13 protein-coding genes and 1 pseudogene are annotated in these 16,266 nt (G+C 40.3%); 3 read left to right on the forward strand and 11 right to left on the reverse strand.

Features of this window, described 5'->3' with window-relative positions; all coding sequences use genetic code 11:
* Positions 1 to 2 precede the first annotated feature (2 nt).
* From CEF16_RS09710 to CEF16_RS25110, 7 genes and pseudogenes are all read right to left on the reverse strand, one after another.
* Positions 3 to 1,940, reverse strand: coding sequence for a TOMM precursor leader peptide-binding protein (locus tag CEF16_RS09710; protein ID WP_091587821.1), 1,938 nt, complete (start codon positions 1,938 to 1,940; stop codon positions 3 to 5).
* On the reverse strand, positions 1,937 to 3,892 hold the full coding sequence (locus CEF16_RS09715) for a putative thiazole-containing bacteriocin maturation protein (protein WP_091587823.1): 1,956 nt from the start codon (positions 3,890 to 3,892) through the stop codon (positions 1,937 to 1,939). The genes CEF16_RS09710 and CEF16_RS09715 overlap by 4 nt, the downstream gene beginning before the upstream one ends.
* A 206-nt stretch (positions 3,893 to 4,098) precedes the next feature.
* Entirely contained in the window at positions 4,099 to 4,359 is a 261-nt protein-coding gene (locus tag CEF16_RS09720; protein WP_091587824.1) for a heterocycloanthracin/sonorensin family bacteriocin, read from the reverse strand.
* A gap of 177 nt (positions 4,360 to 4,536) precedes the next feature.
* On the reverse strand, positions 4,537 to 5,244 hold the full coding sequence (locus CEF16_RS09725; RefSeq protein WP_091587826.1) for a nucleotidyltransferase domain-containing protein: 708 nt from the start codon (positions 5,242 to 5,244) through the stop codon (positions 4,537 to 4,539).
* A gap of 200 nt (positions 5,245 to 5,444) precedes the next feature.
* Positions 5,445 to 5,936 carry a hypothetical protein gene (locus CEF16_RS09730; RefSeq protein ID WP_091587827.1) on the reverse strand — a complete coding sequence of 164 codons (492 nt, stop codon included), beginning with the start codon at positions 5,934 to 5,936 and terminating at the stop codon, positions 5,445 to 5,447.
* Between the two features lie 633 nt (positions 5,937 to 6,569).
* Positions 6,570 to 7,103 (reverse strand): glucosaminidase domain-containing protein, encoded by a 534-nt coding sequence (locus tag CEF16_RS25105; protein WP_342750498.1) that lies wholly within the window; start codon positions 7,101 to 7,103, stop codon positions 6,570 to 6,572.
* A gap of 18 nt (positions 7,104 to 7,121) precedes the next feature.
* Positions 7,122 to 7,913: pseudogene (locus tag CEF16_RS25110) on the reverse strand (N-acetylmuramoyl-L-alanine amidase); the annotation flags it as partial.
* 187 nt (positions 7,914 to 8,100) lie between these two features.
* Between CEF16_RS25110 and CEF16_RS09745 the strand changes: the two are divergent.
* On the forward strand, positions 8,101 to 8,904 hold the full coding sequence (locus CEF16_RS09745; RefSeq protein WP_091587832.1) for a TIGR00266 family protein: 804 nt from the start codon (positions 8,101 to 8,103) through the stop codon (positions 8,902 to 8,904).
* 250 nt (positions 8,905 to 9,154) lie between these two features.
* Here CEF16_RS09745 and mgtE read toward each other — a convergent pair whose 3' ends face one another.
* The 3 genes from mgtE to CEF16_RS09765 form a co-directional block, all read right to left on the reverse strand.
* Complete coding sequence (gene mgtE / locus CEF16_RS09750; protein ID WP_091587834.1) at positions 9,155 to 10,510, reverse strand: magnesium transporter; 1,356 nt, start codon at positions 10,508 to 10,510, stop codon at positions 9,155 to 9,157.
* 336 nt (positions 10,511 to 10,846) lie between these two features.
* Complete coding sequence (locus CEF16_RS09755) at positions 10,847 to 12,304, reverse strand: Na+/H+ antiporter NhaC family protein (protein WP_091587836.1); 1,458 nt, start codon at positions 12,302 to 12,304, stop codon at positions 10,847 to 10,849.
* A 406-nt stretch (positions 12,305 to 12,710) separates the two neighbouring features.
* Positions 12,711 to 13,223: a MogA/MoaB family molybdenum cofactor biosynthesis protein gene (locus tag CEF16_RS09765; protein ID WP_091587840.1), complete on the reverse strand. Its 513-nt coding sequence runs from the start codon at positions 13,221 to 13,223 to the stop codon at positions 12,711 to 12,713.
* Between the two features lie 126 nt (positions 13,224 to 13,349).
* Here CEF16_RS09765 and CEF16_RS23750 point away from each other — a divergent pair, with 126 nt between their 5' ends.
* Both CEF16_RS23750 and CEF16_RS09770 read left to right on the forward strand, forming a co-directional pair.
* Positions 13,350 to 13,511 (forward strand): hypothetical protein, encoded by a 162-nt coding sequence (locus tag CEF16_RS23750; RefSeq protein ID WP_170031803.1) that lies wholly within the window; start codon positions 13,350 to 13,352, stop codon positions 13,509 to 13,511.
* Between the two features lie 256 nt (positions 13,512 to 13,767).
* Positions 13,768 to 14,772 carry a TIGR00341 family protein gene (locus CEF16_RS09770; protein WP_091587842.1) on the forward strand — a complete coding sequence of 335 codons (1,005 nt, stop codon included), beginning with the start codon at positions 13,768 to 13,770 and terminating at the stop codon, positions 14,770 to 14,772.
* A 358-nt stretch (positions 14,773 to 15,130) separates the two neighbouring features.
* On the opposite strand, the gene CEF16_RS09775 is transcribed toward CEF16_RS09770, so the two are convergent.
* Positions 15,131 to 16,234 carry an NADH:flavin oxidoreductase gene (locus CEF16_RS09775; protein ID WP_091587844.1) on the reverse strand — a complete coding sequence of 368 codons (1,104 nt, stop codon included), beginning with the start codon at positions 16,232 to 16,234 and terminating at the stop codon, positions 15,131 to 15,133.
* Positions 16,235 to 16,266: the final 32 nt, after the last annotated feature.

Here is a 16,266-nt window from a genome sequence, read left to right on the forward strand (position 1 = left end):
GATTATGGAAATGGATGAGGATATGGATTAAGCTGCTCAAATGTCAGCGGCTGTTTTGTATACCCTAGCTCCATAGGTGTCGTCAACACCCTCTTCAGTCCTGTAACGCGGGTTAGGTGATGACCGAATGTCATCGGCAGCATCCCTGGAATTAAAACTTTTACACAATACAATCCGTTCCGTGCAATTTCTGGTGTTGTCTGGTCTACTACAATGACTTCGAGGTTCAACCGACGAAACGCTTGAAGAATTTCCTCTAAATCATCAGTCAGATCATCATGGCCAGGCGCCCGTTTGAATTCCTCATCAAACGTTCGCAGCGGACGAGTATCGTCAAGCAAAAACTGCAGCCGCTCCTCTGCTTGCGGTAATCCATAGAGCAAACCGTGATCATCCATCTGCTGAACGAGGGAAGAATCCTTTAACATTCGTAAAAGCTCCTCCTCATTTTCCTCAAGCTTATCATCAAGCGTCAGCATCATGCCGGCTAACTCATGAATCGAACTTTTTACAGCCCGTAACGGATCTATGTGAGCTCCAGCAGCACAAATGACATTTAAACCTTTTTTCTTTCGATTTTTAGCCAGCGCAAAAACACTTGGAATACCGTGCTCCATCGTAGAATTAAAGAAATACAGATCATATCCTGCTGCCGCTCGCACACGGTCTACCATTAACGCCAATTCCTGATCGTTAGTAGAGTATGGATCGATGCGTTGAAGAGGCAGCTGTGCGTACCAAGTCATCAAAAACGCATCACGTTCCACCACTTCCATAATGCCGTAAAAAACAGCCTCCTCCAAACTTCCTCCTAATGCACATCCGTTTGACGTTTCATAGACAAATCCATCTCCGCAGCCTAAACTATAGTAGGCGAGCAATTCTGGAACGAGTATCGGACGCTCTTTTAAAAAAGAATAGCCCCATACCCAATTGATAGAGCGATCAGGATCAAAGGGTTTGAATGGGAACCCAGGTTTGGCATACTGTTCCTTTTCATGCACACCTACATCCATAGGATGAAGAGCTTGGTCTTTTACATTTTGGTAACTATCATGAATAACTGTCCGTTTTCCATGGGGAGCCAGACCGCAATACCGCTCCAAGCCTTCCAAAATAGCAGTTAATTCACTTTCTTCGTATGAATGTGTCCGTCCTGCTACTCCCTCATCTCCCATAATCAATGGCAGATTAACATTAACATCAGCAAATGGCGGCACAAGATCATACATTTTATCGTTTAAAAATCCAGTCCGGGAATCAAGATAGTCTGTAGCAAGAACTTTTTTCAATTCGTCCATCGAACGGCAGCGATAACTGTCTGTACTTAACTTCGGACTCGGTTGAAGGGATATTTGCGCCCTAGTTGATGAATCTTCAGGTAAATCGCTGCAAACCGAACACATTGGGTCGGGAAGATAGGAATGCCGTGAGCTCTTCAGTGTTTTCAAGTTCATTAGAAATATTTGCTGTTTGGAGAAGGTACCAGAAAGTGCTTTCTGTGTCTCTTTCTCAAGCAGGTGAGCTAACTGCAATAGTCCCGTGCGTGATGCCCACACATCCCTTATCAATCCTTCATTCGTCTTTAGCTTTTCTTCCAACCCGAGCATTTCTTTACGATCGCGTCCTGCCATTAGACGCCGCATATCCGCACATTGGGAGCAGCCTTGCGTTCCCGGGAGAATCAGCGGACCAACGACACCTTCCCCAAATGAAATAAACCCTCTTAGCCAGGGGATTCCCGCTGGCTGCAACACTTCTTCTGCCTTCTTATGAATGGGTGGTCTCCAGGCATCATGTACTACCAGCACCAAATCAGCATCTTCAGGGACACCATGTTCAAAATCATTTTGATGGGATACCTGGTATAGAGCGGACAGTTTTTCCGACACAAGGTCTTTTAGTATTCCTTTACCGACTATAGCCACGTAAGTACTCACCGGGATTCCTCCTCTCTAAGCAGCACACCAAATACGCCCGCAAGTGGTGTTTTTAAAAACGGTTCTAGCTCTAGTTCGAAGACCAAAAAGCGCATATGGTTTTGTTCTAGCACTTGTTTAGAGGAGTGCAGCATTTCTGAAGATCTTGTTTCTTCCGTAATTTTTATATGTTCTGGCTTTATATCATCTAGCACAACAGATGAAATCTCTAATACTTGGTCCGCCTGACAGTCTTCTTTGTTTTGCGCCTTCAGCAGCGCCCCTTGTAAAGTATGCCGCAGTGCCATGGTTATACTCAATCCTGGGCTGGCGTACCAGCTCTTATTCGTACCAACCCACACAACAGGAAATCCATGTACGTTCTTTCCCATCCCTAAAACAGGATTTCCTTCCATCGTTGTCAGTGCCTGTAAATAAAACTGGCATCGTTCGTCTTCCACTGCACTTAATTGTACTGGTGAGACGATATACTTTTGGTTGACCTGTTTTTTCAATTCATCAACCAAACATTTATTCAATCCACGGCATACTCCTTCAGAAAACGTTTCTCCCGCTCCGACACCAACAAATAGATTAGTTTGGATCAGACTGCCTTTTACGTCTGACTCGGGAGGCAGACTCATAGCGAGCCGGTCAGCTATTCGTGACCCATACATTTCCACCCCGGTGAGGCCAGCTTCTTTTCGTACCTCCGTATGTGTAAGACCTGTACAAATAATGTCAGGTAATAGCTCAGCCGGCCCTTCCGACAATGGATCGACTGACTGGACACGACATTGAGCCAATGGCAATTGTTTTAAGTTCCCCTCTTCCCAAATATGAAAAATTCCTGATTCCTTTGAGGTCAGCTCGTTGAAGTATAGTAGCAATTCATTTGACTCGGTTTTGCTTACATTCTTTTCCCGATGCTCAAAATCTTGAACCCATTTTGCCTCTGCACGTCCGGAAACGAGGGGATGAGGGCTGAACAAATGCCAATTTCCTTCTAACGTCTCTAAATTAAGCAGAAAAAATTGGTTTTTCTGTCCTGATTCCTTTAAGTCTGTAACCATTTTAAACCATTCAAACACGATGACATTCGCCAGCATAGCCAGTGCTGTGGATGAGGAGGTGGTGAACAGCTGATTCTCTTTAGAAAGCACATATTGGTGTATAGAGCGCCACGCTGAATCCCAGCATCCGTTAGAATCTGGATGTACAAGCGGTCCTGCCATTCCCACCTGTTGTAAACACAACGCTGGCAAGAACACTTTTTTTTCTTCCCTGCAAACCTTATGCAGCTTTTGCAGTTGTTCTGCTTCACCCTGAGCAACATAAAGAATGGTATGAAACGGCTTTATAAGCTTTTGCCAAGAGTTCTCTCCCCCGTTTGACAGCGAGACTTCTTCTATTTCTACCTCAGGGTCTCTTTGACGGGCATGTTCCACAAGTTCCTTTAACCGCTGTTTATTCGACTGCTCCGGATCTGTATTGAACATATGAATCTTAGGAAGGCCCGATTCGATTAAAGCGGAAACCAGCGAAACTAAAAATGTGCCAGTTCCAACTGCCAGCACTTTTGATTGCCGGTAAAGTTGAAAACGGTATGCTCCCGAATCACCGAAACTGTTTAAAAATTCTATTTGGGAAGCATATGTTTTAAGAATTTGCTCCTTTAACTGATGCGGACGATCTTGACTGACATCTCGAACAAATCCGTTTTGATATAATACTTCTGCAATTTCAAACACCCGATCACGGTGGGGAATTGGCAATCGGTCTGTCATCTCCCCCAACGAATGCTCTCCGTTAAACATCGGCAGCAGCTTTTCCACCCACTGATCGATCATACTGCCTTCCATTCGAAACGAGCTTTCGTTGTTCCGAAAATACACACCTCCGCTGTTTGACTCAGGGAGGAAAAATGTGTCTCTTTTTACTTTCAGACGCATAGACGGGGTCAACTTTGTCATGTCGCTCCTCCTTACCCGTAAGGCTGGTTACCATTCTGACTGATAGGCTCTCTTATCATCTTATGTATCGGGATTTGTCTCATATGTCCTTATCTTAAAGAGAAATCGAACGGTCTCTCTCAGCTTGTTGTACTTTAAACCACTTAAAGATGGAGCTGCCCTGTGATGGACAACTCCAATCTTTTTCGCACGATCTTCGTGAACAGTTAACCGCTGCAGCGTCCTCCACAGCGACCGCCGCATCTTCCTCCGCAACGTCCTCCGCATCTAAAACAATTCGAGCATCTAAAGCAGTTAGCGCACCGAAAACAGTTAAAGCAAAAAAAGCAAAAAAAGCAGCTAAAACCACCGCACTGCCGGGCCTGATCAATGTGGTGCTGATTTTGATCCCAAGGAACGGCCTCATTTGCCTGGAAATCACCGACATTCAAATTTTGAAGTTCGTTTTGGAATTCATCCATTTTCATAACCTCCGTAAATGTAATAAAAAATGCTTCTGAAAGAGGAGCTAAATAAATTCCCTTCTTTTGTTTCCTCTCCTTCAACAAAGTATGAAGAATAATTGGGTATTGTTACTGATTCAAATGCCTATTTTAGTAGTCTTGTCTTACTTAAGGGAAATAGGTACTTTTTCACAATTCGAATTAATAAAACGACTCTTTATATCCCTCAAACAACCTGCCGCCATGCCGTTCCAATACTTTATCGGTCAATGTACTTAAAGCTTCACTGTTTCCCGTTTTCATAAAGGTATGAAAGCCTTCTACATATCGTTCACATAAGTGGCTATCGTATTGAAACAAAGAACGATACATCCACTTTCCCTGTCCAATCCAATGTCCATCTGCTCTCAAGACAAATTCAGAAACCAGATCAAAGAGCTTAATAGCCACAAATATTTTTTCTTTATCATCCGTACAGCTGTTTAAATCATCTAATAAATCTGTGATCATAAATCGCATATGTTCTTGCTTCTCTTCCACCCATTCAAAAGGACCATTTCTTATACATTCTTTGGCTTTATCTTGAATTTCTAAGGCTGATCCATCATCTTTTAGTATAATTCCTTCGGCACACATTCTGAGTATCGAAGGAATACCTTCTATACGACTCATTTCAAAAGCAAAAGATAGAGACGTTCGATTATAAACAAACGCTTCAATTTTCCATTGGAAACAACAAAAGCATTGTCGAAAAGAGGATGACTGTGTTTCATCCAGGATAACGACATCCAAATCTGAATGTTCAGTCAACTCTCCGCTTGCTGCACTCCCACCCAAAAAAGCAACATTACAATGAGGAAATGATTGTTGAATAAAATGTCGTGCAGCTGTTTTTTCCGCCATTTTCATTGGGATTTCCTCCTAAAGTAAAAATGCTCTTACATACGACATGTTATTCACCAAAAGATTGTAAGTGACCTAAGAAATGCACATAGTATTTTGAAAGTTAGATAGAGGGAAATAAAAGACAAAGGTATTTTTAAGAATGTGCAATCTTGTAATGGGATGGTTCAATTTTCGTTGACTTCTTTTTTAACATTTTTAAACAGTTAGCTGCTCAATTCCAATATTCCCTTTATTGTAACTAAGACTTCTTTCACTTCGGCGTTTTTTACGGATTGGTCTAAATTCAGCCATGATATCCCCGGGATAACGAGGACAAAACATGACATAACAAGCATAATGGCCCAATTAGGAAAAGCTGCAGGATCTCTTATCATCATTCCTAGCACCAATGACACCACTGCTGTAAACACCCCTATAATAAAAGGAGACGGAAATTGAATTCTGTTAACATTATCTACATAGATAATAAAAGAATCTATTTTAACCTGTAATAGCTTTTTTTCTTCTGTTGTTAATTTACCGATTCCTTCGTTTAATAATGATATATTTCGGTAGAAAGTCAAATCGAACTTCTTCTGGGTGATCTTGGTTTTCATCAAGTAGTTTTGGAGTTCTAGAAGAAATACTTCTATTTCCGGTTCATTCAACACTTTACTCCATTGATCTCTGATTATCCTACGATTTGTTTTCAACATGAACCCAGCTCCCAAGTAATGTTCAACCCTTCAACACTATCCTATTTTCTTTCCAAACCCGTTATTCGTATCATTAACCTTGGCTTTGTTAAAGATTAATGTTGATAATAAGTAAATTAATAAAAAACCTAAATCAAGTGTATCCTTGTTCTTCATCACGTTTTTCCTTTTAAACCTAACGTATCCGCTATATTTAATTCTCCCAAATACTATGATAGACTTTTCCTACCTCTCACAACTGAATCTAGAGCTCTATATAAAACGCCCTCCCATAATGATGTAATAAAAATTACAACAACTATGAACAATCTTAAGAAAATATTAAAATATCTGGGTCTCTTTAAATTCTTGAACCATGACAGTTCCTCTTTTGCTATAAACAAATTCCCAACGACAGCCATTACAAAAACAATTTCCCAAGCTTCCATAATCCATGTGTCGCTCGACTCTTATATTTTTCGTTGTTCAACTCTAGTTAGCTGAATAAAGAATACTTATATACAAAATTTGGACAAACGTAAACTATTGTAAGTATCTATCATTTCAAATACAAACGATGTTAGTAAGAATTTAACAGAGCCTTAACCTAAAAAAACACAAGGACATTGATTAAAAATCCTTGTGTTTCAACAATTATGCTTTAATTTCTTCAAGTAAATCTTCTAATGTCTTCTGGCTGGCTTTTACATTTCTCTCATATAAGTTTAAGATCATTTGACCGTACCTGTCTCCAGGAACTGCCCACTTTCCATTTAATCCAACCCAGGTTGTGGCTGAACCTCTTTCTACTAGTTGAAATCTCGGATCTACTAAAGGATACTTATCTGGCAGAGCAGATGAGGAACTATACGCATACAAGTGCTGCATGTGTGCAAGTACCCCTTCCTCTGGAGTATCAAAACTTGCTCCGGGGTTATCGGGTCCGGTTGCTCCTAATCCGCAAAAGTTATTTTGTTCAGGCTTTACAACACCAGTAAAACGGAAAAAATCGGTTTCATGTAATGCTTGAGCGAAAGCAACATCTCCTCTTATGCCGTAATATTCTCCATATTTCAAATAGTAATATCCCAATTCAGGTGCATCGGAATGAATTGATTTTGCAAATTGATTTAAAAGGTCTGGTGAAAGAATCGTATCACCTAAAATAGAATAATTTTCTTCATCCACGTCGTCATTGTCTTCATGATCAATGATAATAAAAGCATCCTCAATCCCTAGCTGCCTTATCCGTTCTACACGTGTTTCTGCATTATCTCTATATTTAAATGACCCAGCTTGAACCCGGTACCATATTTTATCGGAAATCGTCGTTAATACAACAAATGCTTCTATTCCGTTGTCTTTTAATAAAGCAGCACGGTTTTCGGCATTTTCTCTATTTTCAAAAGACCCCGCTATCACTTTGTACAAGGTGCCATAATCTTGTTTTTGCTGAAGGTTAAAAGCCTCTTCTAATCCATTAACATGTCCGCGTGCAACCGCCTGCCGCCATGATGATTCTCTCATGATTGCTGCATCGCTACTATTATCAATAAATCCGTTTTCTGTTAGTAATGCCGGCATTCTTGTTTCTCTTAATACATGAAAATTAGCTTTTTTCTTTCCTCGAGTAGATAAACGATTAACAGAAGTAATATGATTATGCATAATATCTCTCAATCGAGCCGTTTGAGAAGAATCAGATAAACTATTGTGGATATAATCTTCATATCCTCTTGCTTGACGATTAAATGCATTACAATGAATAGATAAAAAATAATCAGCATTCCATTGATTAGCATCATTGGTTCGCTGGGTTAAACTTACGGTTTTATCGGTTCTTCTACTCATTCTTACTTCAACATTTTGGTATTCGTTTAACAAAATATTTCTTATTCTTAATGCAATATCCAAATTAACAGCTTTTTCTAGTAATCCATTCCCACTAGCTCCTGTGTCGCTTCCTCCATGTCCGGGGTCTAAATACAGCTTCATCATAAACCCTCCCTTCCTCATTCATCATATGGACCAAATGGTTTGATGTGTGGACAAACATACTAAGTCATCTACAATCCGCATGTTTTTTTCAAAAAATTCCGTTATTAACCATTCATGTATGGTATATTTTTACTATACAACATAAAAATTTACGTATTATTATCTCACTACAAAAGGATGATTTAATATGAATAATCACGAAATCGATTATACGTTATACGGAGATGACATGCAGTTTGTAGAAGTGGAATTGGATCCTGATGAAACCGTTATTGCGGAAGCAGGCGGTTTGATGATGATGGAAGATAATATTAGAATGGAAACTATCTTTGGAGATGGTTCTAGTTCATCTAATGATGGAGGCATCGTCGGAAAATTGATTGGTGCTGGAAAACGAGTCGTTACAGGAGAAAGTCTCTTCATGACTACTTTTACAAACGAAGGGAACGGTAAAAAACGCGTCTCCTTTGCTTCCCCTTATCCCGGAAAAATTATTCCCATGGATTTAAGCGAAATAAATGGAAAATTAATATGTCAAAAAGACGCTTTCCTTGCAGCAGCAAAAGGCGTTTCTATCGGGGTGGAATTTCAACGGAAAATAGGTACCGGTTTTTTCGGCGGAGAAGGCTTTATCATGCAAAAACTCGAAGGGGATGGAATGGCATTCATCCACGCTGGCGGCACCATTCATAAAAAAGAGCTGGAACCTGGGGAAACATTGCGTGTCGACACAGGTTGTCTCGCTGCAATGACAGGAGAGGTAGATTACGATGTGGAGTTTGTCGGCGGTGTGAAAACTGCATTATTTGGCGGAGAGGGAGTCTTTTTCGTTACCTTGCGAGGACCAGGAACCGTTTGGGTTCAAACCCTTCCATTCAGCCGTCTGGCAAGCCGTGTGTTTGCTGCTATGCCTCAAGAAGGAGGATCTAAAGGAGAGGGCAGTCTTGCCGGCAGTTTGTTTAATAATATCTTTGGCGGGGATAGAAGATAGTTTTTTAGGGAAGATCATTCCACAACCATTTAGGCGAACGAAGCAGACATGATTTTGAAGTGATGAATCACCTCATGGAATATTATTAATTCGATTAAAGCGTTTCACTGCTTAGAAAGCTAGAAATTTTTAAGGGAAATTGTCATTTCTCATCTCTATTAGAAATGATGAAGGGGCTGTCCCAAAAGGTTTTTTTCAGCTGAAGTTAATTAAAAAACTTAGCCGACCCACGTTATGGGGCAACCCCTTTTTAAAGATGCTGAATGAATGAAGTAGCAATGGTGAAGTAAATGAATAATCCAATAATGTCATTGAGCGTAGTAATAAACGGTCCGGATGCGACAGCCGGGTCAATATGAAGTTTATTAATAATCAGCGGAAGGACCGCTCCAATGAAAGCAGCAACACTTAAAGTGAGGAAAATAGAAACAGCAACAATTCCTGCAAGCATGGGACTGTCGTATATAATGCTAACCGTTATAATAAGTACCACCGCACATATTAGTCCCATCAGCACACCGGTGCCAAGTTCACGCTTTAACATTTGCGAAATTCCTTTTCTTTCAAACGAACCTGTTGCTAAGCTGCGTACAACGACAGCCAAGGACTGTGTGCCTGTATTACCAGCCGAATCCATAATTAACGGAATAAACACCGATAACAACACAACTGCCTCCAAGGTTTCTTCATATTGCCCTATGACATTTGCGGTTATCAGACCAAGAAACATGAGAAGCACAATCCAGGGCGCTCTTTTTTTAGCCGCTTGAACAGCAGTCAAATTCGTATCCGTTGACCCTTTTGAAGCAGAAATCTCACCAATATCTTCTGTCATTTCATCTTCTAGTACATCCATGACGTCATCCACTGTCACAATACCAACTAGGTCTTTTTGTTTATTAACAACCGGTACAGCTAGAAGATCGTATGTTTTTATCATTCTAGCTACTTCTTCCTGGTCAAGGTCATCCTCTGCAGAAACTACTCGTGTGCTCATAATATCTCGTATATCGGCATTTTCGTTATTTACTATCACATCACGAAGCGATACTACTCCAACAAGACTCCCTTCTCCATTTACCACATACAAATAATAAATTGTTTCTACATCCTGACCCGTTTTTCTAAGAAAAGTCATGACATCTCTAACGGTTTGGTCTGCAAAAATTTCTAAATATTCCTTCGTCATGATGGCCCCTGCCGTTTCGCGGGGATAGGACAAAATTTCTCGTACCTTGGCTGCTTCGGCCGGGTCCATCATTTTAAGCAGGGACTCTTTTCGTTCTTCCATTGGAATTTTATCAAAAAATGCAGCTGCATCGTCTGCACTTACTTCATTCAACATTTCAGCTGCATAATTTTCATTCATTTCTTTTACTGTGAAAAATTGGTCTTCATAATCCATTTCTTGAAATATATCGGAAAACTCCGCCGGTGTCAGCCACTCATAAAGAAGACGGCGTTCTTGTTTTTCCAGTTCCCGGATGACTTGCATCTGATCATTTGCATGCCAATCTAAAAACGTTTCTCGAAAAGTACGCTCATCATGCTCCTTTAACCAATTCCTTACTTGTTTTTTCATTTGATCTATCGAATCTTGAATCATTCTATGTACCTCCTTTCACGCAGTCCATTCTCAAATATCTTTATTATTCCTCCATACTCTGTGATACAAACCCTTTAATATAAACAAAAGTGTAAATGCCTTAAAAGTTCGGCTAAGGTAAAAGAACTTCTCCTAAATAACGCACACGTCGACTTGCGGGAAGTACTAATGTCGTCTATACCACAGGACGTGCACGTCTTCTTTATCGTGTGTGCCCGAACGCCTGGATGCTGAAGCTAGACATTACCAAATAATATAGAACAGCTGAAAAAGTATCATTTTACAGACAAAAAAACCGCCCTGATTAGGACGGCTCTTGTAACAACTATATTTATATTATTCTTTAGGTTTTTCCTTCAAAGCTTCTCCTTTTTTGCCTTCATACCGTAATCCCCAGCTGGTCAATGCAGCAATAAGCATAATGAGAGCTAAAAACCAGCCATGAAAGACAAATGGAAATACTTCGTTTGGCTGGACAATCGGAAGCCAGTTGTATGTCTCCTGCATGCTCTGAATGGTGGACCAGCCTAGTAAAACAGGTGCTCCCCATGGGAAAATATAGCCTAAAGCAGAAGTAACAGCGTCGAGCATATTCGCTCTTCTATATCGGTGAATACGATATTTTTCTCCTATGGCTCTGACAAAAGGGGCAGCAGCAATTTCGGCTGCTGTATTAATTGTAATGGCACTATTTAAAAGCGCCACAATTCCCCACATCGCCGATTCTGCCCGGCGCATCGAGGAGCGAACCCACTTAATAACACCATTTGTGATCGCCTGCATGGTTCCTCCTAAATGCATAAGATGAGCAGCTGCTACAATTAATAATATTAACACAGCCATATTCACATATCCTTTAATTCCTTCAATAAGCGCGCCTTGTATAATATCATCGGATGAAGCATCAAAATGAATAATATCACTGAATGTTCCTAAGTTTAATAACAAAATTAACGGAATCGAAGAAATGATTCCCCATGTTAAAGAAGTTAATAGATGATGACCGCTTAACGCTAAAATAAGGACTAAAACAAAAGGCAGCAGCATAATCAAACCGATTGGATCGGTTGAATTCATAATAGTAGAAAGAGATCCTTGTTCTCCGATCGGAGCTGAACTTCCTCCAAAAACAGCAAATAACAGAACAGAAGGAACAGCTGCTGCAATCGAATATTTAAAACGGCTTCGCACAACTCCTGGTACATCTGCATTTTGTGTGGTAGCAGAAACAATAGTCGTATCCGAAACAGGAGCTAAATTATCACCAAATACTGCTCCTGCTAAAATCGCTCCAAAAAGCATAACGGGATCAGCTCCTGTTGCTACTCCTGCCGGAAACATTAACGTACAAAAAGCAACAGTAGTACCGTATCCTGTTCCAACTGCAGTAGAAAATACAGCAGCTAGAATGAATGTAAGCGCAACAAACAGTCCTCCGGTAACGCCTGTCGCTATACCTATCCATACAAGACCTTCTACTAATCCGCCCAGCTGCAGCACTTGAGAAAACATCCCTGCATAAAACCAAGCTACAATAGCTACAACCCCTACAGGTTGAGACAAACCTTCAAACAAACCTTGAGCATAATGTTCCCATCGGCTTTTACAAAGCAGCAAGCCAATGGTCAGTCCAATCATCGCTCCCATTACTAAACCGATTTCAGAAGATATCTGTAATACACTGATCGTCACAGCCCAGGCCACAAAAAAGACAAGTGGTAAAGCCGCCCCAAATGGTCCGAACCGGAAATGTAATGAGGTAATTTTATTTCCATTTTCTGAATGGTCCGACATATGTTTCACCTTCATTTCCAATCAATTTTACATTAGAAAAACTCGGCTTATCGACGAGTCCTTATGGCGAAAGCCAAAGTTTTACTTAATACTGTTTACCAATAAAAATTTTATACTTTCCTAACAGTGCAAAAAAGTTAAAAATCCAATTTTCTATTATGAAGGGTTCTCACTTACAATTCAATAATTACTTTCTTTCTTCCTGCTTTTTAGAAAAACTCTGCTTGCTCGCCGAGACCTTAAGCAATATACCAAATGAAAACTTTCCTTTAGAAAAACTTAGCTTCCCGCCAAGTTCCAAAATGGCAATATACTTTGACCCTTTAACAAATTTAAACTTTTCCAAAGTATAAAAAAGAAGCCGCAAAAGTATATACTCAAGCGGCTTGTACTACATTCTCCTGTATTAAAGATCCTTACGAACTTCCCGAATCACATGTGCTAACTCAGGTATGATGATTTTATTCATAGCCAAACGTACGGCTCCTGAGGAACCAGGCATCGAAAAGATAGCTGTGTCATGATACACTCCTGCAACAGCTCTGCTTAAAATGGCAGCAGATCCTATATCTTCCACATAGCTTAAATAGCGAAATAATTCACCGAAACCAGGTATTTCTTTTTCGAGCATCTTTTGTACAGCTTCATATGTAGTGTCACGTTTCGCTATCCCTGTACCGCCATTTAATAAAACTGCATCAATTTTTTCGTCCTTAGCGGCATTATCAATCAATTGTTGTATGTCTTCGTATTCATCTTTTACAATTCTATGGTCTTGGACAGTATAGTTGGCTGATTCAAGGAATTCACTTATTAACCTGCCGCTTTTGTCATCCTCTTTTGTCCGTGTGTCTGAAACTGTAATAATCATACAAGCCGCTGTATGCGGTGCTTCATTACGATGTTCTGTCACTGACATACTTTTTCCACTCCTTTACCTTAATCGTAATCATTATGATCTATTGTAACATATCAAAGTATCTACTCATAAAACGAATGCTATTATCGCAGACTATTTACTAAACAGTTAAGAGGAGTGATTGACGTGAGCGACTGGAACGAGCAAGCGAGCAGAAATAACAACATCCAACCTGATATCACATTTAAAAAAGAAAAATTAACGGAAAAAAAGATTCAATACGATGTCCAAGAGCAGTTTGATATGGATGCAGAAGAAACAGACATTAAGCCGAAAAGAAATGGATAGTATTTCGGATAGATTGGCTAGTATTTTGATAAAAACGGCTAGTAAATCGTTTCGTTCGCCTAGTAAATGCTAATTCCCGGCCAGCATTTGAAATAAATGGAAAAATCCTCAAAAAAGCATCCTTCATTTACTTAAAAAGATGGCAAGCTAAATGCTGCCTTGCCGTCTTTTTTGATCTTTCTACTCATTTTTTAAGAATAAGATTTCTTTTTAAATAGAAAACTAATCTGTAGATCCTTTTATGGAGGATAATCAGATGACGACACAGCTTATTGAAGTTTATGTTCCGCAAGAAACATTTCCTGTAATAAAAAACGCAGTAGAAAAGTTCGACATTATTTCCCAATGGACGTCATATGAGTCCTCGGATTATATACTTGTTCGAATTTTAGTAGAAACCAAACATTCAGAAGAAATTCTAAATTATTTAGAGCAAGCATCTAATCAAAATGACAAATTAAGTGCCCTATTATTTTCCTTGAAAACCTATATTCCACACTTAGAAGATAAAAAAGAAGAATTAGAAGGAGAAGACGAAAAATCAGAAGAACGAGATCTGATCCGTGCAAGCCGGCATGAACTATATTCCGTCGTTTTGGAATCAAGTAAGATCAGTAAAAGTTTCTCTTGGTTTTTATTATTGTCGGCGCTTGTAGCTACAGCCGGCATTGTAAAAAACAGTCCTGCTATTGTTATCGGTGCGATGATGATAGCCCCAATCATCGGTCCTTTTTCAGCGGTTGCATTTGCTTCTGTGCTAGGAGACTATAAGTTGTTACGGCAGGCTTTAGTATCAGCTTTATATGGCCTCATCCTTCCTATAGGAGTTGCGATCACGTTCGGGTATTTTTTTGCCCTTCCCGTTAATAGTCAAGAATTTTTATCACGCATGAATATTGAATTAATTGATATTATTGCGGCCCTGGCGTCTGGGGCTGCAGGAGCGATTTCGTTTGTAAAACGCGTGTCCGAAGCCTTCGTCGGGGTGATGGTGTCTGTCGCTTTGCTGCCGCCAGCTGTCGTATTTGGTATGATGGTTGGAGCGGCAAAATGGGAGGGTGCCCTTACTCCACTTCTATTATTGTTAGTGAACACTTCATCTATTGTTCTATCTGCTATTGTTGTCTTTTGGTTAAGCGGCATTAAACCAGTAAACTGGCAGGAAATACAAGAAGCTTATACTTCACGGAAGTTTTCCTTGCTGTTTGTTCTTCTTATCATTCTCACTTTATTTGCAGTCATTTTCTTTATTCAATTTTAGAAAAAAGAATCTTTCATTTGCCAGTACCTGCTCTTTATTTAAAAATTGACATTGCGGAGTTTATGAGCTTTGATCTCTTTTGACGGGGCCATGCCCCACATTTTGAACAGAAAGCTTAACATTTGAACCGTGCTCGAGAAAATATTTGTGAAATTATGTATTTATGATCTACTTTTTCACTTATTACTTACTCTTTTATGAACAACTTCGCTGCTTAGCAGGCTCATTAGAAAAACTCAGCTTGCCGCCGAGATCTTATGGCGGAAGTCGTAGTTTTGCTTATACTTTTATCCTTTAACTTTTCTAAAGTACAAAAAAGAGCCATCCCCTTTCTGGTTTGGGGAAAGCTCCAAAACAATTAATATAATGTTTTTAAAGAGTCTCTGCTGTAAGGCAGCAGCTCTTCCGCTTTACCGTTGCGAATTTTTTCGACCCACTCCGGGTCCTTTAATAGAGAACGTCCGATGGCGACAAGATCAAATTCTTCATTATTCAGTCTTTTCATCAAACCGTCCAGACTGGTTGTTTCAGCGCCTCTGCCGCTTGTGAATTCTTCGTCAAGACCTACTGAACCAACAGAAATGGCTGGTTTACCCGTTAATTTTTTCGTCCAGCCAGCAAGGTTTAAGTTAGAGCCTTCAAACTCCGGCTCCCAGAAACGGCGAGTTGAACAGTGAAAAATATCAACACCTGCTTCTGTTAGAGGTTTTAAAAAACGCTCTAACTCGTCAGGTGAATCAGCAAGCTTTGCTCCGTAGTCACTCATTTTCCATTGAGAAAAACGCAGAATAATTGGAAAACCAGGGCCGACTTCACGACGGCATGCTTCTATGACTTCGACAGCAAAACGAGTGCGGCTCACTATATCACCGCCATAACGATCTGTCCGCTGGTTTGTTTTTTCCCAGAAGAACTGATCGATTAAATAACCATGTGCCCCATGCAGTTCAATTCCGTCAAAACCGATCCGTTTTGCAGCAGCTGCTCCTTGAGCATAAGCTTCCACCATCTGTTCGATTTCTTTTTCGGTCATAGGCTCTGTTACCTTTTCACCGGATAAGTTGAGACCGGATGGCCCAACCGGGAGTGCTTCTTTGTTTGGCAGGTCGCCGATATTTCTTGTCATACCGACGTGCCATAACTGAGGCACAATTTTTCCGCCTGCTTCATGAACCTGTTTTACGACATTAGCCCAGCCATTTAAAGCTTTTTCTCCATAAAAAACCGGGATGCTTGAGCCTGAAACAGAAGAAGGATGGTTAATCCCTGTTCCTTCTGTCACAATCAACCCTACATTATTTTCAGCTCGGCGCCGGTAATAAGCTGCTACATCTTCCCCGGGCACACCCTCTGGTGAAAAACGCCGTGTCATTGGTGCCATTACCGTACGATTGGTCAGCGATAAACGGTCACTAGTAAATGGTGTAAACAATGGGGCTGTTGATGTATCCGTATGTCCCACCTTGTCGTCCTCTCCTTTCTTTGCTTCCGTAT

Origin of the sequence: Alteribacillus bidgolensis, assembly GCF_002886255.1 — a bacterium.
Lineage (GTDB): Bacteria > Bacillota > Bacilli > Bacillales > Marinococcaceae > Alteribacillus > Alteribacillus bidgolensis.